25 protein-coding genes and 2 pseudogenes are annotated in these 22,111 nt (G+C 66.3%); 14 read left to right on the forward strand and 13 right to left on the reverse strand.

Features of this window, described 5'->3' with window-relative positions; translation table 11 throughout:
• Window position 1: 1 nt before the first annotated feature.
• Together J7I89_RS10900 and J7I89_RS10905 are read left to right on the forward strand one after the other, a co-directional pair.
• A complete protein-coding gene (locus J7I89_RS10900) occupies window positions 2–1,246 on the forward strand; it encodes a CaiB/BaiF CoA-transferase family protein (RefSeq protein ID WP_214969909.1) in 1,245 nt (414 codons plus the stop codon).
• A 2-nt stretch (window positions 1,247–1,248) separates the two neighbouring features.
• Window positions 1,249–2,793, forward strand: coding sequence for a carboxyl transferase domain-containing protein (locus J7I89_RS10905; protein ID WP_214969911.1), 1,545 nt, complete (start codon window positions 1,249–1,251; stop codon window positions 2,791–2,793).
• A gap of 43 nt (window positions 2,794–2,836) precedes the next feature.
• Here J7I89_RS10905 and J7I89_RS10910 read toward each other — a convergent pair.
• Window positions 2,837–3,447: pseudogene (locus J7I89_RS10910) on the reverse strand (NADPH-dependent FMN reductase).
• Between the two features lie 164 nt (window positions 3,448–3,611).
• On the opposite strand from J7I89_RS10910, the gene J7I89_RS25595 reads away from it, so the two are divergent.
• The 3 genes from J7I89_RS25595 to J7I89_RS10920 all read left to right on the forward strand — a co-directional run bounded on the left by J7I89_RS25595 (window position 3,612) and on the right by J7I89_RS10920 (window position 6,081).
• Window positions 3,612–3,743: a hypothetical protein gene (locus J7I89_RS25595; protein ID WP_285290200.1), complete on the forward strand. Its 132-nt coding sequence runs from the start codon at window positions 3,612–3,614 to the stop codon at window positions 3,741–3,743.
• Window positions 3,744–3,864: 121 nt separating this feature from the next.
• Entirely contained in the window at window positions 3,865–5,730 is a 1,866-nt protein-coding gene (locus J7I89_RS10915) for a Na+/H+ antiporter (protein WP_214969913.1), read from the forward strand.
• Between the two features lie 129 nt (window positions 5,731–5,859).
• Window positions 5,860–6,081 carry a hypothetical protein gene (locus J7I89_RS10920; protein ID WP_214969914.1) on the forward strand — a complete coding sequence of 74 codons (222 nt, stop codon included), beginning with the start codon at window positions 5,860–5,862 and terminating at the stop codon, window positions 6,079–6,081.
• Window positions 6,082–6,118: 37 nt separating this feature from the next.
• On the opposite strand, the gene J7I89_RS10925 is transcribed toward J7I89_RS10920, so the two are convergent.
• A complete protein-coding gene (locus J7I89_RS10925) occupies window positions 6,119–7,156 on the reverse strand; it encodes an LLM class flavin-dependent oxidoreductase (protein WP_214969916.1) in 1,038 nt (345 codons plus the stop codon).
• 209 nt (window positions 7,157–7,365) lie between these two features.
• Here J7I89_RS10925 and J7I89_RS10930 point away from each other — a divergent pair, with 209 nt between their 5' ends.
• A complete protein-coding gene (locus J7I89_RS10930; protein ID WP_214969918.1) occupies window positions 7,366–7,665 on the forward strand; it encodes an antibiotic biosynthesis monooxygenase family protein in 300 nt (99 codons plus the stop codon).
• A 79-nt stretch (window positions 7,666–7,744) separates the two neighbouring features.
• On the opposite strand, the gene J7I89_RS10935 is transcribed toward J7I89_RS10930, so the two are convergent.
• Window positions 7,745–8,080: a hypothetical protein gene (locus J7I89_RS10935; protein ID WP_214969920.1), complete on the reverse strand. Its 336-nt coding sequence runs from the start codon at window positions 8,078–8,080 to the stop codon at window positions 7,745–7,747.
• 316 nt (window positions 8,081–8,396) lie between these two features.
• Here J7I89_RS10935 and J7I89_RS10940 point away from each other — a divergent pair, with 316 nt between their 5' ends.
• Genes J7I89_RS10940 through J7I89_RS10950 form a run of 3 tightly spaced genes read left to right on the forward strand, consistent with a single transcriptional unit; the run spans window position 8,397 to window position 11,511 of the window.
• On the forward strand, window positions 8,397–10,223 hold the full coding sequence (locus J7I89_RS10940; protein ID WP_214969923.1) for an ABC transporter ATP-binding protein: 1,827 nt from the start codon (window positions 8,397–8,399) through the stop codon (window positions 10,221–10,223).
• Window positions 10,220–11,137 carry an NUDIX hydrolase gene (locus tag J7I89_RS10945; protein ID WP_214969925.1) on the forward strand — a complete coding sequence of 306 codons (918 nt, stop codon included), beginning with the start codon at window positions 10,220–10,222 and terminating at the stop codon, window positions 11,135–11,137. The genes J7I89_RS10940 and J7I89_RS10945 overlap by 4 nt, the downstream gene beginning before the upstream one ends.
• Window positions 11,138–11,187: 50 nt before the next feature.
• The gene (locus J7I89_RS10950) at window positions 11,188–11,511 is read left to right on the forward strand and encodes a DUF6221 family protein (RefSeq protein ID WP_214969927.1); all 324 of its coding nucleotides are present in this window, start codon (window positions 11,188–11,190) and stop codon (window positions 11,509–11,511) included.
• A gap of 30 nt (window positions 11,512–11,541) precedes the next feature.
• On the opposite strand, the gene J7I89_RS10955 is transcribed toward J7I89_RS10950, so the two are convergent.
• From J7I89_RS10955 to J7I89_RS25785, 4 genes are all read right to left on the reverse strand, one after another.
• Window positions 11,542–12,402, reverse strand: coding sequence for an HNH endonuclease (locus tag J7I89_RS10955; RefSeq protein WP_214969930.1), 861 nt, complete (start codon window positions 12,400–12,402; stop codon window positions 11,542–11,544).
• Between the two features lie 28 nt (window positions 12,403–12,430).
• Entirely contained in the window at window positions 12,431–13,033 is a 603-nt protein-coding gene (locus tag J7I89_RS10960) for a DUF1992 domain-containing protein (RefSeq protein WP_214969932.1), read from the reverse strand.
• A 634-nt stretch (window positions 13,034–13,667) separates the two neighbouring features.
• Window positions 13,668–14,027 carry a GNAT family protein gene (locus J7I89_RS25780; protein WP_308159868.1) on the reverse strand — a complete coding sequence of 120 codons (360 nt, stop codon included), beginning with the start codon at window positions 14,025–14,027 and terminating at the stop codon, window positions 13,668–13,670.
• A gap of 18 nt (window positions 14,028–14,045) precedes the next feature.
• Window positions 14,046–14,306: a hypothetical protein gene (locus J7I89_RS25785; RefSeq protein ID WP_308159869.1), complete on the reverse strand. Its 261-nt coding sequence runs from the start codon at window positions 14,304–14,306 to the stop codon at window positions 14,046–14,048.
• 127 nt (window positions 14,307–14,433) lie between these two features.
• On the opposite strand from J7I89_RS25785, the gene J7I89_RS10970 reads away from it, so the two are divergent.
• Entirely contained in the window at window positions 14,434–15,075 is a 642-nt protein-coding gene (locus J7I89_RS10970) for an NADPH-dependent F420 reductase (protein WP_214969935.1), read from the forward strand.
• Window positions 15,076–15,139: 64 nt separating this feature from the next.
• On the opposite strand, the gene J7I89_RS10975 is transcribed toward J7I89_RS10970, so the two are convergent.
• The 4 genes from J7I89_RS10975 to J7I89_RS10990 form a co-directional block, all read right to left on the reverse strand.
• Window positions 15,140–15,421 (reverse strand): hypothetical protein, encoded by a 282-nt coding sequence (locus J7I89_RS10975; protein WP_214969937.1) that lies wholly within the window; start codon window positions 15,419–15,421, stop codon window positions 15,140–15,142.
• A gap of 261 nt (window positions 15,422–15,682) precedes the next feature.
• Window positions 15,683–15,898, reverse strand: coding sequence for a hypothetical protein (locus J7I89_RS10980; RefSeq protein ID WP_214969939.1), 216 nt, complete (start codon window positions 15,896–15,898; stop codon window positions 15,683–15,685).
• Window positions 15,899–15,979: 81 nt separating this feature from the next.
• The gene (locus J7I89_RS10985; RefSeq protein WP_214969941.1) at window positions 15,980–16,252 is read right to left on the reverse strand and encodes a hypothetical protein; all 273 of its coding nucleotides are present in this window, start codon (window positions 16,250–16,252) and stop codon (window positions 15,980–15,982) included.
• 4 nt (window positions 16,253–16,256) lie between these two features.
• Window positions 16,257–16,514: a hypothetical protein gene (locus tag J7I89_RS10990; RefSeq protein WP_214969944.1), complete on the reverse strand. Its 258-nt coding sequence runs from the start codon at window positions 16,512–16,514 to the stop codon at window positions 16,257–16,259.
• Window positions 16,515–16,839: 325 nt separating this feature from the next.
• Here J7I89_RS10990 and J7I89_RS10995 point away from each other — a divergent pair, with 325 nt between their 5' ends.
• The 4 genes from J7I89_RS10995 (at window position 16,840) to J7I89_RS11010 (ending at window position 20,303) form a co-directional block, all read left to right on the forward strand.
• On the forward strand, window positions 16,840–17,541 hold the full coding sequence (locus tag J7I89_RS10995) for a TetR/AcrR family transcriptional regulator C-terminal domain-containing protein (protein ID WP_214970020.1): 702 nt from the start codon (window positions 16,840–16,842) through the stop codon (window positions 17,539–17,541).
• A 22-nt stretch (window positions 17,542–17,563) separates the two neighbouring features.
• The gene (locus tag J7I89_RS11000; RefSeq protein WP_214969947.1) at window positions 17,564–17,794 is read left to right on the forward strand and encodes a zinc-ribbon domain-containing protein; all 231 of its coding nucleotides are present in this window, start codon (window positions 17,564–17,566) and stop codon (window positions 17,792–17,794) included.
• 468 nt (window positions 17,795–18,262) lie between these two features.
• The gene (locus J7I89_RS11005; RefSeq protein ID WP_251045165.1) at window positions 18,263–18,982 is read left to right on the forward strand and encodes a matrixin family metalloprotease; all 720 of its coding nucleotides are present in this window, start codon (window positions 18,263–18,265) and stop codon (window positions 18,980–18,982) included.
• 49 nt (window positions 18,983–19,031) lie between these two features.
• A complete protein-coding gene (locus J7I89_RS11010) occupies window positions 19,032–20,303 on the forward strand; it encodes a pyridoxal phosphate-dependent aminotransferase (RefSeq protein ID WP_214969950.1) in 1,272 nt (423 codons plus the stop codon).
• A gap of 127 nt (window positions 20,304–20,430) precedes the next feature.
• Here the strand turns inward: J7I89_RS11010 and J7I89_RS11015 are convergent.
• Window positions 20,431–21,323 (reverse strand): annotated as a pseudogene (locus J7I89_RS11015) (NAD-dependent epimerase/dehydratase family protein).
• Between the two features lie 160 nt (window positions 21,324–21,483).
• Window positions 21,484–22,110, reverse strand: coding sequence for a DAK2 domain-containing protein (locus J7I89_RS11020; protein WP_214969953.1), 627 nt, complete (start codon window positions 22,108–22,110; stop codon window positions 21,484–21,486).
• Window position 22,111 lies beyond the last annotated feature (1 nt).

Consider the following 22,111-nt stretch of genomic DNA (forward strand, 5'->3'; position numbering starts at 1 on the left):
CATGAGCACTGAATCCATGCCCCCGGCCGAAGGCCCGCTCTCGGGCTACCTCGTGGTGGACCTGAGCCGTGCCCTCGCCGGCCCGCACGCCGGAATGATGCTGGCGGACCTCGGGGCCCGGGTCATCAAGGTCGAGAACCCGGGCACCGGGGACGATACCCGCGGCTGGGGTCCGCCGTTCGTCGGGCCCGAGGACGATCCCCAGGCCACGTACTTCCTGTCCTGCAACCGCAACAAGGAGTCCATCGCCCTGGATCTGAAGAGCGACGACGGGCGGACGGTCCTGCGCGAACTGCTGGAACGCGCCGACGTCGTGATCGAGAACTTCCGCCCCGGGGTGCTGGACCGGCTCGGGTTCTCGGCCGCCGAGATGCATGCGCTGAACCCCGCGCTCGTGGTCCTGTCCATCACCGGCTTCGGCCACGACGGGCCGGAGTCGCGGCGCAGCGGCTACGACCAGATCCTCCAGGGCGAAGCCGGGCTGATGTCCCTGACCGGGTCCGGGCCGGACGACCCCCAGCGGGTGGGGGTCCCCATTGCCGACCTGTTGTCCGGCATGTACGGGGCATTCGGCACGCTGGCGGCCCTGCTGCAGCGCGAGCGGACAGGCCAGGGGCAGATCGTCCGCACCTCCCTGCTCGCGGCGCTGATCGGTGTGCACGCTTTCCAGGGCACCCGGGCCACCGTGGCCGGCGAAACCCCTAAGGCCCAGGGCAACCACCACCCGTCCATCGCGCCTTACGGGCTCTTCCACTGCCGGCAGGGCCGGGTCCAGATCAGCGTGGGCAGTGAGAAACTCTGGTCCACCTTCGCCTCGGCGTTCGGGATCGACAACACCAGGCCTGAATTCGCCACCAATGCAGACCGGGTGCGGAACCGGGAGAAGGTCATCGAAGAGGTGGAACGGGCATTCTCCGACTTCGAAGCCGAACCGCTGCTCGCCAGGCTGAACGAGGCGGGGATCCCGGCCGGCAAGGTGCGGACGCTGGATGAAGTCTACGCATGGGAGCAGGTCCACTCCCAGGGTTTGGTGATCGACGTGGACCATAAGATCCTAGGCAACGTGAGCCTGCCTGGCCCGCCCCTGCGGTTCTTCAGCGCCTCCGACACCGCCGAAACCACCCTCAAGGCACACACGGCGCCGCCGCTGCTGGACCAGGACGGCGACCAGATCCGGCGGTGGCTTGGGCTGGTCCCTGCCGACGCGTCCGGCAGCGCCTCGGGCACCGGCGGGGAAGGCCACTGAGCATGCTGACCCAGCAGAAAGTCCGCCACCTGGACGCCGCAGAACTCATCGCCGCCGTGCTGGATCCGGGCTCCTACCGGAGCTGGGACGCCCCGGTCACAGACCCCGATCCGGGTCCCGAGTACCGGGAGGAACTTGCCGCCGCCCGGGCAAAGACCGGCGTTGACGAATCCGTCCTCACCGGCGAAGGCCTGATCCGCGGCCGCCGGGTAGCCGTCATCGTCAGCGAGTTCCGTTTCCTGGCCGGCTCCATCGGGCTCGCCGCGGCGCAACGGATCGTGGACGCCGTCGAACGCGCCACCCGGGAAGGCCTGCCGCTCCTGGCGGGTCCGGCGTCGGGCGGCACCCGCATGCAGGAAGGCACCATCGCCTTCCTGTCCATGGTCAAGATCAGCGCCGCTGTGCGGGCACACCGCCAGGCCGGGCTGCCGTACCTCGTGTACCTGCGGCATCCCACCACCGGCGGCGTCATGGCGTCGTGGGGGTCGCTCGGGCACATCACCGTGGCCGAGCCCGGTGCCCTGCTCGGCTTCCTGGGTCCCAGGGTCTACGAGGCCCTCTACGGCACCCCCTTTCCGGAGAACGTGCAGGTCGCCGAGAACCTCTTCGACAAGGGGCTCATCGACGCCGTGGTGCCGCCATGGCAGCTGTCCGACGTGGTCGACCGCGCCCTGAGCATCCTGGTCACCGGCCCGCACCCGCGCGTCGCCCCGCCACGGACCCTCGCCGTGAAGCCGTCCGACGCCGGAGCCTGGGAGTCAATCGAAATCTCACGGAATCCCCGCCGCCCGGACCTGCGCCAGCTGCTCGCCTACGGCGCCCGCGATGTGCTCCCGCTCAACGGCACCGGCCAGGGGGAAAAGGACCCCGGCCTGCTGCTGGCACTGGCCCGCTTCGGCCAGAAGTCCTGCGTGGTGATCGGCCACACCCGGCCCCGGCCCTCGCAGCAGACAGCCATGGGACCGGCCTCCCTTCGCGAGGCACGCCGCGGCATGCGGCTGGCCGAGGAGCTCGGGCTGCCGCTGCTGACGGTCATCGACACCGGCGGCGCAGCCCTGTCCAAGGAAGCGGAGGAAGGCGGGCTGGCCGGCGAGATCGCCAGGTCCCTGCACGACCTGATCGGGCTGAACTCACCGACCGTTTCCGTTCTGCTGGGACAGGGAGCGGGCGGCGGGGCGCTGGCCCTGCTGCCGGCCGACCGGACCATCGCGGCCCAGCACGCGTGGCTGTCCCCGCTGCCGCCCGAAGGCGCCAGCGCCATCGTCCACCGGAGCACCGACTTTGCCCCGGCCATGTCCGCAGCGCAGGGCGTCAACGTGGCGTCCCTGTACGCCAACGGAATGGTGGAGCACATCGTGGACGAACGCCCCGATGCCGCCCTGGAGGGGAAAGCGTTCTGCCAGCGCATGGGGCAGGCGATCGAGTACGAACTGGCCGCGCTGTCCTCGGCGGGGGCGGGGGAACTGCTGCCGCAGCGGATCGAGAAATACCGCAGCCTCGGCGGACTCGTCGCGGAAGCCGCCGGCAGCACAGCCGGCCCCGCCTAGCCGGAAGCCGGGCGGCAGGTGATAGTCGGGCAGGCGCTGGACCCTAGCGGGACAGCTTTTCGGCGTCCGGTTTGGGGTCGCCGATGTGTCCGGGCGCGTTGGCGGCGAGCACCCGTTCCACGAACGCGCCGTATTCCTCCATGTAGTGGCGCAGGAAGTCCGCGGTGCCCTTGTCGGTAACCGTTCCGTCGTCGGCGAATACGGCAGGGTTGAACTTCACGTAGGCTTCCGGGGCGTTGAGCTGGGGCGCGTCGAGGAAGCTCAGCACGGCACGCATGGAGGACTGCATCACGGCCGTGCCGATGCTGCCCGGCGAGGCGCCGATGATTCCGGTCGGCTTGCGGGCAAACGAATTGGTGCCCAGGGGCGTGATCCCCAGTCGATGGCATTCTTCAGCGCTCCCGGAATGGACCGGTTATATTCAGGGGACACGAAGAGGACGCCGTCGGAGCCCTCAATGGCGTTCTTCAGGGCCCGTCCTTCCGGCGGGAAGTCGGCGTCGTAGTCGTAGCTGTAAAGCGGCAGATCCTTGATGGGGATCTCCGTGAACTCCAGATCATCCGGGGCGAGCCTGATGAGGGCGTTGGCGAGGGTGCGGTTAATGGAGCCGCTGGCCAGGCTCCCGACGAAGTATCCGATCTTGTACGTTGCCATGAGGTTTGATCCTTCCCAACAGCCGGTGCGAACACCTCACAGTCCAGCACACAACAAGATGTACGGCCATAGCGGCTGGAATGTTCTTGACAGTCCACAAATGCAGGAGCTAGATGAACATTAGGTGATGGCCAACAGCACACAACTGCGGCAGAGGAGCGGTCATGAATGATTACCCAGCGGTGCAGCGCATCCACAGCGAGGCCCCGGCCGAAGGGGACGAAACCGCCGATCCCACGGACATCCGCGTCCACTCGCAGGAGCCCGCCGAAGGCGCCGACATCGCCGATGACTGAAGCGGGAAATAAGCCCCGCACCGACGGCGCCCCGGCCAGCCGTAAGTGACCGGCCGCCGTCGGGCATTTCCCGGTGGCAACAGCAGCCCGCACCGGCACACTGAGCTGAAAGAATAGCGGCATGGAAGTCGCTCTGGGCTTGGTCGTGCTGGTGGCGGTGGTGTGCGCAGGCAGTGCGCTGGGCCGGAAAATCAACGTTTCCGTTCCGCTGCTCCTGGTCCTCGCCGGCGTTGCGGGTTCCTTCCTGCCGTTCGTTCCGCCTCTTGAGCTGAACCCCGAACTGGTCCTTGTAGGCCTGCTGCCGCCGCTCCTGTATGCCGCCGCGCTGCGGACCTCGCTGTTCGATTTCCGCTCCAACGTGCGCGCCATCGGGCTGCTCTCGGTGGGTTACGTCATCTTTGGCACCATCGCGGTAGGCGTGGTGGTCCACTGGCTTTTTCCGGAAATACCGCTCGCTGCGGCCATTGCGCTGGGCGCCGTGGTGGCGCCGCCGGATGCCGTGGCCGCCACCGCGATCGCCCGCAAGGTGGGAATGCCACGCAGGATTGTCAGCATCCTGGAGGGCGAATCGCTGGTCAACGACGCCACCGCCCTGGTGTGCCTGCGCGGTGCAATCGCGGCGATCTCAGGAACAGTCTCCGTGGCGGAGATTGGCGGGGAATTCCTCCTGGCGGCCGGCGGCGGCCTGGCGGTGGGCCTCGCTGCGGCCTATCTCCTCACCCAGCTCCGCCTGAGAATCCGCAGTGTTGCGATCAACACGTCGACGTCGCTCATGGCGCCGTTCGTGGCCTACTTGCCGGCGGAGGAGATTCACGCGTCGGGAGTGCTGGCCGTGGTGGTCACCGGCCTGATCATGGGCACCAAGGCGCCGTCCATGCCCAACGGCGCGGCGCGGCTGAGCCAGCGGAGCAACTGGGATACCGTGCAGTTCCTGCTGGAGAATTCGGTGTTCCTCCTCATCGGCCTGCAGGTGCGGACCATCATCGATGGAGTCCAGGACGATCCCCTGGGCCCAGGAAGGATCTGGGCCGGCTGCGCGGTAATTCTGCTGGCAGTGCTGGTGCTCCGGCCGGTCTGGGTGTTTCCCGCGACCTACCTGCCACGGCTCATTCCGGCGGTGGCTCGCAAGGATCCCGCACCGCCGTGGCAGTATCCGGCCATCGTTTCGTGGGCCGGGATGCGGGGTGTGGTGACCCTTGCGGCGGTCCTGACCCTCCCCAAAGACCTGGAGCACCGGTCCGTGCTCATCCTGGCCGCCATGGTGGTGGTGGCGGGCACGCTGGCCGCCCAGGGCTTCACCCTTCCTGCGCTGGTGCGGCTGCTCCGAGTGCGGGGCCCGGACCCCCGCGAAGACGCCCTCAGCAAGGCCGCGCTGATGCATCTGGCCACGGCAGCCGGCGTCGAGCGACTGCACGAACTGCGGACGGACAACGACCCTCCGGAGGTCGTGGCCATGCTGAAGCGGCGGACGCAGGAACGCGGGCTCGCGGCGTGGGAACGGCTGGGCCGGCCGACGGCGGAAGCAGCCACTCCCAGCCAGCGCTACGCCCAGCTCCGGCTGGCCATGCTGGAGGCCGAGCGCACGAGGGTGCTGGAACTTCGGCGGGGCGGCGAGTACGCGCACGAGGTCCTCAGCGACGTACTGGAGAGGCTCGACGTCGAAGAGTCCATGCTCGATACCGCCCTCGACGAAGCGGACGTCTCCGGGACAGGAGGCACTCCGCGGCCCGGTGGCGGCTGCGAGCACCTGGAATCAGCACCGGACCCCGCCGTCCCGCGAGACGCCTACTGCCTCGCGTGCGTCCGGGACGGCACTACGACCGTCCACCTCCGGATGTGCCTGGAGTGCGGCAACGTGGCCTGCTGCGACTCCTCGCCCGGTACCCACGCGTCAAGGCACTTCGAGGCGACGGGCCACCCCGCCATGCGCAGCATCGAACCGGGTGAGGACTGGCGCTGGTGTTACGTCGACGGTTTGCTGGGCTGACAGAGGGCTCGTCCGGATCTAACATGGCCGTAACCCGCCGTTAATTCCGCCGGGCGAGACTTAAGTCTCGGGGTCCAAACGACTGGCCTTGTGCTATGGGGGCAGCCACTCGATGAGGAGTATCAAGGCATGAATAGTCACGAACACGGCACGTCCGAAACCTTCCACACGCAGCCGCACAGCGGCGAACGGCCCGACCTAAGGAGCCTGCACATCCGCGAAGACGTGGCGCGGACCGGGCGCTGCGGCAACGTTCATCTGGCCACCGGACGCACGTGCATCCTGCCCGAGCGCCACCAGGGGTCCTGCGATTTTGTGGGCCCGGACGACGCCAAAGGCCTGTTGCCTTAGCCTGGTGAATTAGCGCGCCGCGACTTAGCGCCACGACTTAGCGCGCCGTGACGCCTATTTCCTTGTTCACGGCGGGCATGATTTCGGTGGCCAGCAGCTCGATGGAGCGCGCGGTCTCGGCGAATGGCAGCCCGCCCAAACCGATCTGGGCCAGGTACCGGCTGGTGCCGAGGGTCGCGTGGATGTCCAGGAGCTTCTCAGTGATCTGCTGGGGGCTTCCCACGAGGAGTCCGCCGCCGGGCTCGGTCCAGTCGTCGAAAGTCGACCGCGGGAAGTGGTCCACCGGGCGCGGCATGTTCTGTTCGAAATAGGCACGGTAGTGGGGGTAGAAGGTATCCCGCGCCTGCTGCGAGATGGGCGCCACGTAAAAGTGCCCGCCGGCCCCGACCGGCAGGGCGGCGGAATCGTGCCCGGCGTCGGCGGCGCTCTGGCGGTAGAGTTCCACGAGGCGGCGGAACCTGGCCGGGCCGGACAGCAGGGCGATGAACAGCGGCAGCCCCAGGCGCCCCGCCCGCGCAAAGCTCGCCGGCGTGCCGCCCACGCCCACCCAGACGGGGAGCTTGTCCTGGACTGGACGGGGCGCAATGTCCATTCCGGGAATGCTCTGGGTAAGGTTTCCCTGCCAGTTCACAACCGCGGCGTCCCTGAGTTCCAGCAGTAACCGCAGCTTTTCGTCAAAGAGGGCGTCATAGTCGTCCAGCCCGTGGCCGAACAGCGGATACGACTCCACGAAGGCGCCGCGGCCGGCGATGATCTCGGCCCGACCGTCGGAGATCAGGTCCAGGGTGGCGAACTGCTCAAAGAGCCGCACCGGGTCCTGCGTGGAGAGCACGGTGACGGCGGTGCCGAGCCGCAGGTTCGTGGTTTCCCGGGCAATGGCCGCGAGGACGATCTCCGGGGCGGACAGGGCAAAGTCGCGGCGGTGGTGCTCCCCCAGGCCGAGGAAACTGAGGCCGGCCTGGTCAGCCAGCTTGGCCAGCTCGATGATTTCCTTCAGACGCTGCTGCGGGGACAGCGCCGCGCCGGTGCTGATGTTGCGGGAGAGCTCGCCAAAGGTGAAGATGCCAAAGTCCATGTTTTATTGAACATTCAAGTACTTGGTTTCATTCCTCAAACGTGGGGAGGCGGTCGTAGTCCATGCGGGCGCCGCGCAACCCCGGATAGCGCCAGCTCAGCGGCGGGGGACGACGACGGCGAACGGCGGCAGGTGATCGGGACTCCCCTGCGCAGGGGTCCGGTCCTAAGATTGTGCTATCTGAGCACGCAGGAAAGGGTGTGGGACCGATGGCAGAGCATTTCGCTTCCGGGGTCTGGCAGGTCAAACTCGGCAACGATGACGAGTTTGTGGAGCGGTGGAAGGAGTTCCTCCAGTGGTCGCGGGAAAATTACCCGTCCATGGTGGTGGCGAAACTCCTCCGCGACAGCGGTTCCGCCGGGCACTATATTTCGTTCTCGGAGTGGACCGACGAGGCTTCCCGGAACGCGTGGAAGCAGCAACCCGAGTTCAAGGCCCGCATCGGTGCCTGCGTGGCACTGTGCGAGGACATGCGCGGGGCTGATTACGAGCTGGCGGCGACGGTCTAGCCGACGATCCAGCCGACGGGTTTAGCACTGGCCGCCGCCTCGGTGCCGATGCTGACGGCCTGCTTGCGCACGCCGGTTTTCAGGGTGCTATCTCGCCGGCCACTTCAGACGCCGGCCTGAGGATCCAGCGTTCCCCGTCCTGTTCGTAACTGATCACCACGGACGAGTTAGTGCCACTGGCAGCATCCATGGCCAGCAGCAGCGCGTCCTCCATCCGCCGCGCGTGCTCGAGCCGTTCGCCCGTGGTGCCGATGAGGTCGCTGTTGTCGATCAGAATGGAGGCTTTTCCGTCCGCGACGACTTTGAGTGAATATCCCTGATCGTCGTGGACGGATCCGCGGGAGGTTGCAATTTCCGTGACCCTGTCCGCACGAACCAGGCTCTGGCTGATCGTGCGGATCCACACGTCACCCATTGGAACTCCTTTGCTCGCCATGCGCGGCAGGAACTGCCCACAAGCAAAACGGTAGCCCGTGACGGCCCGAATGTAAGCCCCCAGAAGCCACTTCCTGGCCGTTGGGGCGCTGCTCCGTGCTTTTGGGGCTGCGCACCGTGATTTCCGGGTGGTGGCTCGGGAGCGGTTCCGGCACGACATCACTACCTAGCCCCCACTTTGGTGCATATCCGGCCTGCCTCTTCATCCGCGCCAACAAGGTTTCTCCAACCTCGGGCAGAGGTTTCCCAAAGCTCAGCCAGAGATAGTGAGCAGCACTAGGGATTTAGGGGGAAAGATGTTCTTGACCTTTTGGCGGTTCCGCAGCGCGATCGCGTCCCATGCGGGGGCAATGGGCGGAGGTGCGCTGCTGGTTATCTTCGTCGCCGCAATGGAAGTGGCATTGCCCTGGCCCATGAAAATCATTGTCGACGACGTCCTCCAGCCGTTAGGCCAACCCGCTCAACACGGGACGCCGGCCTTCCTGGGACTAGCCGCACTCGGTCCCCTCCAACTGCTCCTCCTCGCCGCCGGTGCGCTGCTCACCATGACAGTGATGAACGCCGCCGCGGACTATCTGGGGACCCGCGTGCTCAACAGCGTCGGCGAGAAGACCATGGCCACTATCCGCGCAGACGTTTTCGCCCATCTGCAAAGGCTGTCCCTGTCTTTCCACGACAAGCAACGGCTGGGCGACCTGGTCACACGGACCACCACAGACGTCGACTATGTGCGCGCGCTGATGGTGTCGATGCTTTCGGTGCTGCTTCCCAACGTCTTCATTCTGGGTTTTGTCACCACCATTTGCGTGCTCGTCGATCCCGCATTTGCCCTAATTGGCCTTGCAGTGGCCCCGCTGCTGTTCGTGACGGTGCTGGTCTACCGGCGCCGGATAAAGACGGCCTCCCGGGAGGCCCGCAGCAAGGACAGCGACATAGCAGCAGCCATGTCCGAGACGTTCGCGTCCGTGCGGGTGATGCAGACGTATACGAGCGAAGCGCGTCATGAGGACGACTTCCGCGCCCGGAATAACGGGCGACGGGACGCCGGCCTGAGGGTCATCCGGCTTCAGTCCATGTTCTCGCCCCTGGTCGACGTCATCGCGACAATGGGCACCGTCCTGGTGCTCTGGATCGGAGCCCAACGGGTGCTGGAAGGCACCATGACGCTGGGAGTGTTGCTCGTATTCCTCGCCTACCTCAAGGCGCTCTATTCGCCGATGAAGTCCCTGGCGAAACTGACAACGGTGATTAGCCGCGGGCAGGCGAGCGCCGAGCGTATCCAGGAAATTCTGGACACGGCCCCGGCCATCTCGGACAAGCCAGGGGCCGTGCCTGCCCCGAAGCTGGCCGGCGCAGTGGAATTGCGCGGCGTCTGCTTCGGCTACCAGGGGGATCGACATGTCCTGCACGGGATTGACCTCAAGGCCGAGCCAGGGAGCGTCGTGGCCATCACCGGCCCCACGGGAGCCGGAAAATCGTCCGTCGCCAGTCTGATTCCGCGCCTGTACGACGCGACGCGGGGGGCCGTTCTGCTCGACGGCATGGACGTGAGGGATATGCAGGTCGCCACCGTGCGCAAGCAGATCTCCATGGTGCTGCAGGAGTCCATCCTCTTCCGGGGAACGATCTACGACAACATCGCCTACGGCTCCGAGGGGGCGGCCAGGGAGCAGGTGCTTGCGGCCGCCGAGGCGGCCCACGTGGACGAATTCGTCCGGAACCTTCCGCTGGGATATGACACCCCGGTAGCGGAGAGAGGCGTCACCCTCTCCGGCGGACAGCGCCAGCGCATCGCCATCGCCCGGGCACTGGTCCGGGACACGCCCATTGTCATCCTCGACGAACCAACGTCCGGCCTGGATGCGATCTCGGAGCAATACGTCATGCGTGGCCTCGAACGGCTGATGGCCCGACGCACGGTCATCGTCATTGCCCACCGGGTTTCCACGCTCAAACGCGCCGACCGGATTTATGTCATGGACCATGGCCGGGTTGTCGAAAGCGGCCGGCACGGCGAGCTTGTCGAAGCCGGCGGCCTCTACAGCCGCCTGGATCAGCTCCAGCACGCCAAGGATGCACCGGCGCCGGCCTTGAGCCTGGTGCCGACGGAGTCGAGCGCATGAGCAGGCCGGGCACTTACGGTGCGCTGCCCTGGCGCATCGGAAGCAAGGGCGCCCTCGAAGTACTCCTGATTCACCGGCCGGCGCATGGCGACTGGTCCATCCCCAAAGGCAAGGCAGAGCCTGGGGAGTCGGCCCGGGACTGTGCGGCGCGGGAAGTGCGGGAGGAGACCGGATTCGAATGCCGCCTCGGCGCGGAACTGCCCAGCATCCGGTACGAAGACAGCAGGAACAGGATCAAGACGATCCGCTACTGGGCCGCAGCCGCGGAGTCAGGCCACTTCCGTGCTAACGCCGAGGTGGACGCGGCGAGGTGGCTGTCCCTCCCCGCTGCCTTGCGCACCGTGACGGAGCCGCGGGACCGGCCGGCCATCGTCGCCCTGGGCACGCAGCTCCAGCTGCAGCTCGGAGTGCGTCCCGTGCCTGAGCGGGAAAAAATGTTGTTGCTGGTCCGCGGCGCCCAGGTCACCAAGCGAAGCGAACGGGGCCGTTCGGATGACAGCTGGCCGCTGGGCGACGAAGTTGAACACGCCGCCCAATCACTGGCCGCGTTGGGCGCAGTGTTCAAAATAGAGCGGGTCCTGTCCGCCCCTACGACCCGCTGCGTCGAGACCGTAGCCGAGCTGGCGCGGCGGGAGTCCCTCGAGGTGGAGCGTTCAGACCACCTGACCGGTGGCAGCATCGAAGCAACCCTCGGCCTCGTTGCACAGGCCCGCGGGACCGGAACGGTCCTGTGCACGCACGAGGGAGTAGTGGCAGGCGTCCTGGACCACCTGATCCGCCATGACCGCACGATCCTGAACAAGCGATTCCGCGTCCGCAAAGGATCCGCCTGGGTCCTCACCGGAGATGACAGCCGCTACCACTCCGCCTACTATCTCCCGCTGCCGGCGGCGGACCTCGTCAGCAGACCGTAGCTGGGGCTGAGCGCTACTCCCCGAAGATTTCCCGGGCGTACAGTCAGTTTGTGGACATTGTGGAATTCCTGTCCGATCGCATCGCGGAAGACGAGGCGGTGGCGCGCAAGCTCCTCGATGACCGGTCGACCTCCGAAACGGGCAAGTGGTATGAACGCCGCCTTCTGCTGGAATGCGAGGCCAAGAGAAGACTCATCGGCATCATCGAAGCGGCCCGGCAGACCGCCCTGGCATCGCTGGTCAGCGACCCGTTCGGCGAGGACACGCACTGGATTCCGGGCGCCCTGGAATGGACGGGGCTGTCCCTGAACGCCCTGGCGCTGCCGTACTCTGACCATCCGGACTTCGAACAGGACTGGCTGTGGTCTCCGTGACCGGGCTGTCACCTTCCCCGTGACCGGCAGTCACCTGCTGCCCAGGATCCGTTGGGCATCGGCCTGCGCCTCCAGCTCATGCTGGGACAGGACCGAGCCGGCGATGTGTCCGGCTCCTGACATCATGGCCCTGAGCTCCGCGGGCGTGTAGGGCACGGGCCGGCGGTGTGCCATGTAGTGGCAGTTCGGGCACAGCGGGACCAGGTCGCCGATGGGGTCCAGCTCGTACCCGGGCCCAAGCTGGGAGACGGGCGTCAGATGATGGACGTGGATGAAGCCTTCCCCCTCGGGACCATAGACGGCTTCGAAGGAGAATCCGCAGGCAGCGCAGGACGTGCCGTGGTGTGCCAGGCAGATCCGCCGGGCCTGGGGGCTGCGCTCATACCGGTTCATGCCGACCCGCGTCAGGGCATCCTGCGAGGCCGTCCCGGGCACCGGCAGGATCGGATCGATCCCGTCCGGCGGCAGGTGCTCCGCCCAGATGGCGCGGACCGCCCGCTCCTCTGCCTCCGGGATCCGCCGGCCAGCCGCCCTGACGGTATTCCACCCCGACAGTGGCGCGCCGGCCGTGAGGACGTCCACGGGAATCTGGTCGCCCAGCGGAAGCAGGACGTCAAAGTCGACGTCGACGACCGTGCCGGATGCGCCGGTTTTCTCCTCGCGGGCGGGCCGGTACGGCGGAGAAGCGGTAACACCGTGGCCAATCAGTCCGCGGCCCGCTTTCCCCACCAGGACCAACCAGGCGTCCGCACCGGGCGCGACTTTTGCGCTGTTGAGGATTCGCCACGGGCGCCGATGGACCCCGGCCGCGGCGAGCTCATCGACCACTCTCGAATACTCCGGCCACGTAGTACCGGCGCCCGGGTTCCAGCCGAGCAATACTGCCACCATGTCTTTATGGTGCCACCTGAGCGGCCATTCAGGAGGACCCGCTCCAGAGGCGCCGCCACCACCGGCGCTTGGCCGCCGGCTGCGGTTCCGGCGGCGCAGCGGCGGCCTTGGCTGCCCGCCGCTCGTTCCAGCGCTGCACTTCGACGTCGGCGTCGCGGATTTTGGTGATCACGGGCGGCCCGCCCTGGAGCTGGCGGCGCGCATCAATCACCCGTGCGTTGAAATCCGCCACGATGTCGCGCACCTGTTTTTCCGAGTACTGGGCATCGAGCCTGGCATCGAGCTCGGCGTCCTCGGTGCGCAGGAGTATCGCTTTCGGGCCGAGGCCGGTGATGTGTTCACGCTGGATCAGGCCTTTGACCCACCAGTCGGGATCGTAGCCCTCCCCCAGCCCCGGAATCGGCTTGCCCGCGTACTTCAGATTGTCGAACTTCCCCTGCGCCATGGCGTCCCGGATCAGGTATTCAACCCTGGCGGCGTCATCGATCCTCTTGCGCTTCTGCCGGTCTTCCTCCTCGGCCGCGGCAAGCTCCGAGTCCTCCCGAGCCGACCCGCCGGAGGCACGGACGGCGCGGAGTTCGGCGCCCCGTTCCATCCGCCGTTTGAACTCGCCGGCCGCCCCGCCGCCCATCGTGCACCACCGCCCTTGCCGACCTGGATTCATAAACCTGACTTCCAGTATTCCGGCGAGGGCCGCGCTCTTCAACGGCAGCGGCTCATGGCGCACCACCGGGATTGCCCGCCCCGAACGGGACGATAGAGTACGACGGCGGGCATCTCCCGCCGTCGTACTCTGCGTTCGCTTACATGGGGTCAGGCCAGTTTCCGATGACCGCGCGGACCGGGGAGGCAGCGCCGTGGGAATCGCCGGCAGCATGCGCGCCGGGACGGGACGGTCCTTCAGTGTCGAACGTGGCCGGGCTGACAGCTCCAGGCGTGGAGGGCCCGGCAGGGCCTGGCGCGACCCCGCTGGGCGGCGTGTGCATGGGTTCAGAGGTGGCTGGAGGCTCAGACCTCGGAAGATTCATCGGTACCCTCGCATATCGTCGGCCACTGAAAGCCGGACTATGGGACATGTGGACGATGTCCGTGCCGTCACTTGAGCGGGCCGGTGCAGCATTGCTCCCGGCCGGCTCAAGTGGCGGCGTCGATCATCGTAGTATCGGAGAAGCCGACGCGGATCGGCCACTCCGACAGCGACCGTGGCGGCCGTCCCAGCCCAGCTGGTGCAGGCAAATCGCGCATATGCCGGCACTTGCAACCACCTAATGCAACAACAGTATGGCTACCGCCCGGCAGAAGCATCCGTACCCATTACCCGAATTTTTTCCCCAGCGGCTACTTGTCCACTCGGGGCCGGCGTCAGTCCAGAATGCGCTGGAAGAGTATGTGGTCCTGCCAGCGGCCCGCAATCTTGAGGTAGGACGCGGCGTGGCCGATCCTCTGGAAGCCCGCGCGGGCCGGACTTTTTGGGAGGCCGCGTTGTGGACGAGCGTTCCCGCCTGGACCCTGTGCAGCCCGTAACTGTCCCGTGCGGATGCGAGCGCAAAAGCCACGGCGGCGGAGGCGATTCCGCGGCCGTTGACCTCCCCGTCCACCCAGTACCCCAGGTGGGCGCTGAGCACCGGCCCGGAAAATCCGGCTCAAAGTGATGTTTCCAAGAATCGCCCCTCGCCGTCGACGAGAACCCAGGGCACCGACAAACCGGAGTCATACTGGGCAAGCCTTGATCCGATTTCTCGGCGCTGGCCCGCCACCGTGAAAAATTCTTCCGGCCTGACCGGCTCCCAGGGGGCGAGGTGCTCCCGGTTGCGCCGGTAAGCCGCCGCTTGGGCCTCCGCGTCCGAGGAATGCAGCAGCCTCACGCCGACGTCGCCAACCAGGGAATGAAGCATTGAAGTCACCGGGGCGACTCTACTTATCCCGAGGGGACGCTTCAACCGGCGGGACAGGCGACGGCGGGATCCTCCCGCCGTCGTCGTCTGGCGTAACGTTCGAAATATCTGTGCCGGGGCGGCTGTTGGGGCGGATATGACAAGAATCGGAATCATCGGTGCAGGACACATTGGCAGCCAGGTCGCGCGCAAGGCGGTGCAGCTGGGTTATGACGTGGTCATCAGCAACTCGCGGGGACCGGAAACCCTGGCGGAACTGGTGGCGGAACTGGGGCCGCAGGCGCGGGCCGCGACGCCGGCCGAAGCGGCAGCGGCGGGTGATTTCGCCGTCGTCACCGTTCCCTTCAGGAACTACCTGGATATCCCCGTGGGGCCGCTTGCCGGCAAGGTCGTGATCGACACGAACAACTACTACTGGGAGCGCGACGGCCGCTTCCCGGCCCTGGACAACGGCGAAGCCACCACCTCGGGGCTGCCGCAGGAACACCTGCCCGCATCCAAGGTGGCCAAGGGCTTCAACCACATCATGGCCAAGCAGATCACCGCGGACGGCACGCCGGCGGGCACGGCCAACCGCAGGGCCCTCGCCACCGCCAGCGACTATGCGGAAGCGAGCGCGCTGGTAACGAGGCTCTATGACGAGTTCGGCTTCGATACCGTCAACATCGGCCCGCTGTCCGAGAGCTGGCGCGCCGAGCGGGACCGCCCCGCCTACGTCGTGTGGCAGAACGCGCCGGAGCTTGCCGAGAACCTCGCCAAAGCTCCACGCACCATCTGAAACGCAAGGGGGCGACGGCGGGAGATTCCCGCCGTCGCCCCCTAGGGGCTTGCTCCTGCCGCTGTTAGCTGCCGCTGACGTAGCTACCTTCGGTTTCGTCGTGCAACCCGCCGGCGAGCGTGACGTAGCGTCCCGGGACGCGGTTGCCGTTACCGCGGCCGCCGGGCGTGCTGATGTAGGTGCCTTCGGTGCGCCTGCGGTGTGGCTGGTGGGCGGTGGTCGTGGGCAGGTGGTCCGGGGCGGACGCCTGGGCGGGTGCGGCAGCAGGAATCAGCGGACCCCGAGGGATCGAATGGTTGTAGGCATGGGGGCCACTGCAGTCGATGTCTCCGGTTCGGCGCAGCACACATGGGGTGTGGCGGTGGTTGTTACCCACCGGGCGCTCAAGGAGGGGGCCGCTTGGCGAGCTTGAAGCACTCGACCAGGCCGGCGGAAGCGGAAAAGATTCCGCGGATTGCCCGGGCTGAACCGGGCAGCTCGCTATTGAGCTGGCATGGTTAAAACCATAGCGGCTATTTTGAGTAGATCAAAATAGCCGCTTCCCTGCGGTTCCTTCCGGAGGACGACGGCGGGAGGTCCCGCCGTCGTCCTCCGGAACGACGAACCCTCACATGTTTTCCGCGCGGGATTCTCCGTCCGGCGCCGTTTCAGGTTCTTCGCTGCGCTCCAGGACCTGCCACACGATCACCGATCCGGTGACGGCGGCGGCCAAGATGCCGAGGATCAGCCACGCTGTCCTGGAGGCCCGCCCGCCGGACCGGAGACGCTTCTCCGCGCGGCTCAATGCCTCACGAGCGTGAACCTTGTTCTCAGCCCTGTTCATTCCTATCTCCGCCTTCCGGGATTCTGTCGTTTGGCCAGCTCTGTGACCCTGAAAATACCCAAATAATAACCGGAGGGCACGTTAATTCGGAGCCGACTCCAGATGACTGGCGTCGTCATGCCTGGCGGAGCGGGCCAGGATCGCGGCGACGAAAGCTGCAGTGGTTGCCAGGACGCGGGACTCTCCGCAGTTCGCGCAGTCGAAGGCGACGGCCAGGGTTTCCAAGCGGCGGTTCAAGACGGTGACGGAATCGACGAGGAGGTGCCGGTCCGTGTCGCAGGCTGCGCACCACGGGCGGCTTCCCCGCGGCTGGTGAGCGCCCCGCGGGAGGTAGGTGCTGGGGGTTGCGCTCAACGGGTCAGACCACACCCGGGTAGCTCGCCAGAATGTAATCCGCCGCGGCGGGGCCCTTCATGCGGAGCCCGTCATGCCCGGGACGGATCCGCTTCCTCCTCATCGCCGCCCAGAAGGCGGCCTCCGGACGGGGCGCAGCCTGGTGCAGGAAACACCAGCTGGTGTACAGGCCGTAAAGGCAGTCCCGGCCCAGGGCTGAGTCACGCCGGTCGCTGGGGGTGGTGGCTTCTTCAAGGAATTGGTCGAACTGGGAATTTGCCATGGGGTGGCCCTTGTCCGCGGAGTGCGTTTTGTGCCGCCATTTGGCTACAGCAGCTGAAGCTTCAATGCCGTGCACAAAGCACTGAAGCGGGTCACCCGGTCATTTTGAACTCTGCGGTGCGGGCGGTCTGAGTGCGCAGTCACGGCTTCTCCTCAAGCGAAGGTGCAGCCGGTGGCCGCGGTGACGTCGCTTCTGAGGAATCCTGGGCAGACCATTTGTCTACGCTGTAGACGTTACGCGTAGACTACGTAGGAAGCAAGCTTATTTCCGCTGTGGAAATGAGCGGCCATGCGAGCAGATCAGGATGGAACCCGTGCCGCCTTCAATGAAGCCGAGCGCTTCCCCAGCCGGGGACAAAGCGAGGCTGAGCCGCGAACTCGTGCTGTCCACAGCATTGGCCCTCGTGGATTCCGAGGGGCTCGAGGCGCTGACCATGCGCCGGCTGGGGCAGGAACTGAACCGCGACCCGATGAGCCTGTACCGCTACGCGGCCAACCGCGCTGCGCTGCTCGACGGCGTAACGGAGCTGGTCCTGGATGAGCTGGCGATCTTCCCGGAAGACCCGGACTGGCAGTCACAGCTCCGGAATATCGCCCACGACCTGCGCCTCTTGGCACTCCGGCATCCGAATGTGGTGCCATTGCTGGTCACCCGCCCGCTGTCCACGCCCCTGGGGCTGCGCCCGCTGGGGACCTTGCGCCCGCTCGAGCAGATCCTGTCCCTGCTGATCGACGCCGGATTTGAACCTTCCGATGCCCTGCACGTGTACCGGGCGTACTACGGATTCCTGTACGGCCACATCCTCAATGAACTGCAGGAATTCATCGTGGACCCGGAAGAAAACGAAGCCCTGCTCCGCCTTGGCCTGCACCGGCTGCCGCCCAAGGAATTTCCCCGGCTCCGCGCCCTCGGGCCGGTACTCACGGACTACGACGGGGCCGCCGAACTGGACCAGGGCATTAGTATCCTGCTCGCAGGCCTCGCAGCCCCTCTCGCAGCGGCGAAAACGTCAAAAAAGCCCCAATAACGCACGCTCGAAAGGCACAACGATGCTTCTGCTGTTCGGATTCAAGACCATCCGGCGTGCCCTGCCGGGGCGCGCCGGGACGTGCCAGTACTGCCGGTCTTTCGTTCATCATCACCTCGAGGAACGCGCCACGAAATTCACGCTGTTCTTCATTCCGCTGTTCACCACATCCAGGTCCTTCCGCATCACCTGCTCGAATTGCGGGCAGATGTCGAAGATCACCGCCCGCCAGAAAAACGCCCTGGGCCGCTAGGGTTCGGACCGCCGGGTCCCCTTTGAGTCGGCGAAGGCAAAGCGGCGAAGACACTAGCTGCGATTCAAAGGCGAGGAGACGACGGCGGGAGGGCACCGACGTCGTCCCCTTATGCTGGTGTGGTCCATCGCTCATGATGGCGTAGCAACCAGGGGGACACTGTTGCGTTCGACTTCTCATTGGCGGGACGATCCGTCGTCAGACCGTTCGCATCTGACAGGCGATGACCTGCCGCCGGGCGTCCGCCGCTCAGCCAGCGGGCGCATACCGCAGTGGGCAATTGATGAGGCACTGGGGACGACGCAGGACCCGGCTGCGTGGCGTCCGGGGGCTGCCTTTCCGACGCAGCCGCCAAGGCAGGCCTCTCCGCCGCCTTGGAATCCGCGGCCTCGCAGAAAGAGTCATGGCAGGAAGTGGGCCATCGCTGCGGGCATTGCTTTGCTTGCCGGCCTGTACTCCGTTCCCGCGGTGTTTGAACGTTTTGTGCTCCCGGCGGCGCTGCCGTACCTTCCCGGGGCTCCCGTGCCGCCGCCCGGATTCGAGGCGGCGGATACCCCGCTGGGGCACGCGCCGGGCAGCACCGGATCCCGCGCGTACGCGTTGCAGGAATCACCCGATCCCGGTCAGCCGTTCGCCGCCTACGACCCCTGCCGGCCGGTGCACTACGTGGTCCGGCCAGACAATGCGCCGCCGGGGGCCGACGAACTGGTGGAGCAGGCCGTCGCCAAGGTTTCGGCCGCCACCAGACTGCGGTTCGTGTACGACGGCTTCACCTCGGAGGCGCCCAGCGAGGAACGGGAGAGCTACCAGCCGGACCGCTACGGCAAGAGGTGGGCGCCTGTTCTGATCGCGTGGTCCACGCCCGAGGAGAGCCCGGATCTGGCCGGGGACGTGGACGGGCTGGGCGGCAGCGGGTACGCGTACATCACCGGGCGCCCGTATGTCCTCGTGGCCGGGCAGGTGGAACTGGACGCCCCCGATTTCGCCGAAATGCTGCAGTGGCCGGACGGACGCCACTATGCGCGCGCCGTGATCATGCATGAACTCGCCCATGTAGTGGGACTTGACCATGTGGACGATCCGACCCAGCTCATGAACCCGGAAGGCACCGGCGTCACGGAATTCGCCGCCGGCGACCTCGCAGGCCTGGCCGTGCTGGGCGGCGGTCAATGCGTCCCGGAGCTGTGACGGAGCCGCTCACGTTGTTTCGGGCAGTGCAGCTATGAAAATATGCCTCATGCGTCCCATGCAGAATTCCAGCCGATTGCAAGATGTCCGGTACGACCTCCGGGGCCCGGTGCAGCATGCCGCGAAGAAGCTGGAAGCGGAGGGCCACAGCATCCTGCGCATGAACCTCGGGGATCCGGCGCCGTTCGGGCTGCACGCCCCCGAGTCCATCGTGGTGGACATGATCCACCATCTGCGCGAGGCACAGGGGTACAGCGAATCCAAGGGCATCTTTTCCGCGCGGACCGCCATCTCGCAGTACTACCAGACCAAGGGCCTGATGCAGATCGGCGTCGAGGACATCTTCATCGGCAACGGGGTCAGCGAGCTGATCTCCATGACGCTGCAGGCCTTCCTGGAAAACGGCGACGAGGTCCTCATCCCCTCGCCCGACTACCCGCTCTGGACGGCCGCGACGGTGCTCAGCGGCGGCGAAGCGGTGCACTACGCCTGCGACGAGCGGAACAACTGGTGGCCGGACATGGCCGACGTCGAGGCGAAGGTCACCGACCGCACCCGCGCCATCGTCATCATCAACCCCAACAACCCGACCGGGGCCGTCTATCCGCGCCACATCCTGGCCGAGTTCGTCGAGATCGCCCGGCGGCACGATCTGGTGCTTTTCTCCGACGAGATCTACGAAAAAATCACCTTTGAGGACGCTGTCCACATCCACACCGCGTCCGTGGCCGGAGACCTACCGGTGCTGACCTTCTCGGGCCTGTCCAAGGCCTACCGGATGCCCGGCTACAGGGCCGGCTGGGTTGCCGTCACCGGGCAGCGCACGGCCACGGCTGCCTACCGGGAATCCCTCGAACTGCTGGCCTCGCTCCGGCTCTGCCCGAACGTTCCGGCGCAGCACGCCATCCAGACGTCGCTGGGCGGCTACCAGAGCATTGAGGACCTGATCAAGCCCGGCGGCCGGCTGCGGGAACAGCGCGACCTCGCTTTGCGGCTGCTCAATGAGATTCCGGGAATCAGCTGCGTGCCCGCGGCCGGGGCGATGTACCTGTTCCCGAAGATGGACCCGGAGATGTACCCCTTCGCGGACGATGAGCAGTTCGTCCTTGACCTGCTGCAGGAGCAGAAGATCCTGGTCTCGCACGGCTCAGCGTTCCACTGGCCTTCCCCCGATCACTTCAGGTTCGTCATCCTGCCGCCCGTGGACGAAATCCGGGAGGCCGTGCGCCGCATCGCGACCTTCCTGGCCGCGTACCGTGCCAAGGCAGATCGAACGCGGGCCGCTCGGCCCGCGCCGGTCCTGCCGGAACTGAGCGCCTGAGCGCCTGAACCATCGCCGCTTCCGCTGGAGCCCGATGAAACGCACGGGACTCGAACCGGACTTTCAGCCCGCAGTAAGGCTGCTTGATGTTCCGATGTCGACGCCGAGCACCACGTCCCTCATCAGCTCACCGCGTCTCGCGAGCGATGGCGCGGCCTTCGGCATCCAGATGGTCCCGCCAGGACCGCTTCGCTTTCCAGCCGAGCATGCGCTCGGCTTTCGCGCTCGAGATGCCCGAAGAGTCGACGCGGTCCAGCTCCCGCAATTCAATCTGTTCGCCGTAATACTCCCTGAGAACTTCGGCGAAGTCGCGTCCCCCGACGTTGTCAGGATTTGCGATGTAGAACACCTCGTGACCGGGGATGTTCGATTCGACGGCCAGCACAATTGCGTCCGCGAGATCTTCCGAATCGACGTAGCTCCACAGATTGGGACTCAGATTTCCCGCATCGCGGACTTGAGCGCCAAGGTTTCGTTCGTAGTTGCCCGCGTGCTGCACATGGCTGGGGCGAATGGAGATGCAGCGGAGGTCGCTCCGGCGCACTGCGGCGTCGCACAGCTCTTCGCCGAACAACTTGGACAGGGCGTACGGATCTTGGGGCCGGATGGGGTGGAGCTCGTCCACCGGAGCGTAGTCGGGAAGGACGGGACGTTCGGGGAAGAAGAATCCCGGGACCGTCTCGCTGGAGATGTTGACGAAAACCCCCACCCCGGACCGCACGGATGCCTCAATCATGTTGAAAGTGCCCATGATGTTGTTTTGGAAGACAACGTGCGGAGGGTTGCGGGTTGGCTCCGGATTGCCGCGGCGTGCACCACAGCATCGAATCCGCGAACTATCGCGTATGCCTGACCGGCATCCGTGAGGTCCGCCTGCTGGTATTCGGGCTCCCCGGGCAGAATACGGTCAAAATCGTGACGGCCGAGGTCTGATCCGGTGACGTCATGTCCGGCCGCCGTCAGCGCACGGACTGCAGCGGTGCCAACCTTACCGCGGGCCCCTGTTACAAGAACTTTCATAAGTCATACTTCCTTTGAATTTGCGCCTCGCCTCCAGTGATGCGAGCGTCCAAGCTAGAGGCGGCGGATCCTCCGACGAACTGGCTCCGTCCGTCCCGCCCTGCGCCGAAACGTCGGCTACGCGCTCGCTTTCGGCGCAGGACAATGACGACGGGCTGACTCAGGACCTGGCGGGCACTCCGGCTGTGCGCCAAGATTCCAGGAACCGCCACATGGCGGTCGCCCCGGGGTCCTGAAGTCCGATACTTCGTTCTTGAAGCCAGGCGGCTCGGCCTCGCCTTGACCGCAGGGAACGTGTGTCGACGACGGCCTTTTCGGCCGCTGCGATGGCAGCGTCCAGTCCGCTCGCTCCGTCCTCACCGGCGTCGAGCGCTTCTGCTGCCGGCATGATGGCGTCAACGATTGTTTTGTCCCCGATCTGGGTCTTGCCGCGCTGTGCGATGTTGTCGCCGGCAGCTTTGACAAAGCGTGCAGCCGCCGCGATGTCCACGTCGTCGAGGTCTTTCCACGTCTTTGACCCTGCAAGCAGTCCACCAGCCACGAGCGCAGCCATCGTCGACGGGTTCGCATTGGCGAAGGCCTTGGCGCACGCGCGGGCGATCTCTGCAGGGGTGGCGCCGTCGGGGAGCTCCTCGAGGGCTTCGATTACGGCGCCGGCCCCGAGCGTGATGGTGATGCCGAGATCGCCGTCTCCCAGTGCCTGGTCGAGATCACGCAGCTCGTCGGCATGCTTAACCACCTCTTTCAGGCTCCGCTGGATCTGTTCAATCAGCTCTGTTGAGTGCATG

This window comes from Arthrobacter sp. ISL-5, assembly GCF_018613835.1.
In the GTDB taxonomy this organism is placed as follows: Bacteria; Actinomycetota; Actinomycetes; order Actinomycetales; family Micrococcaceae; genus Arthrobacter.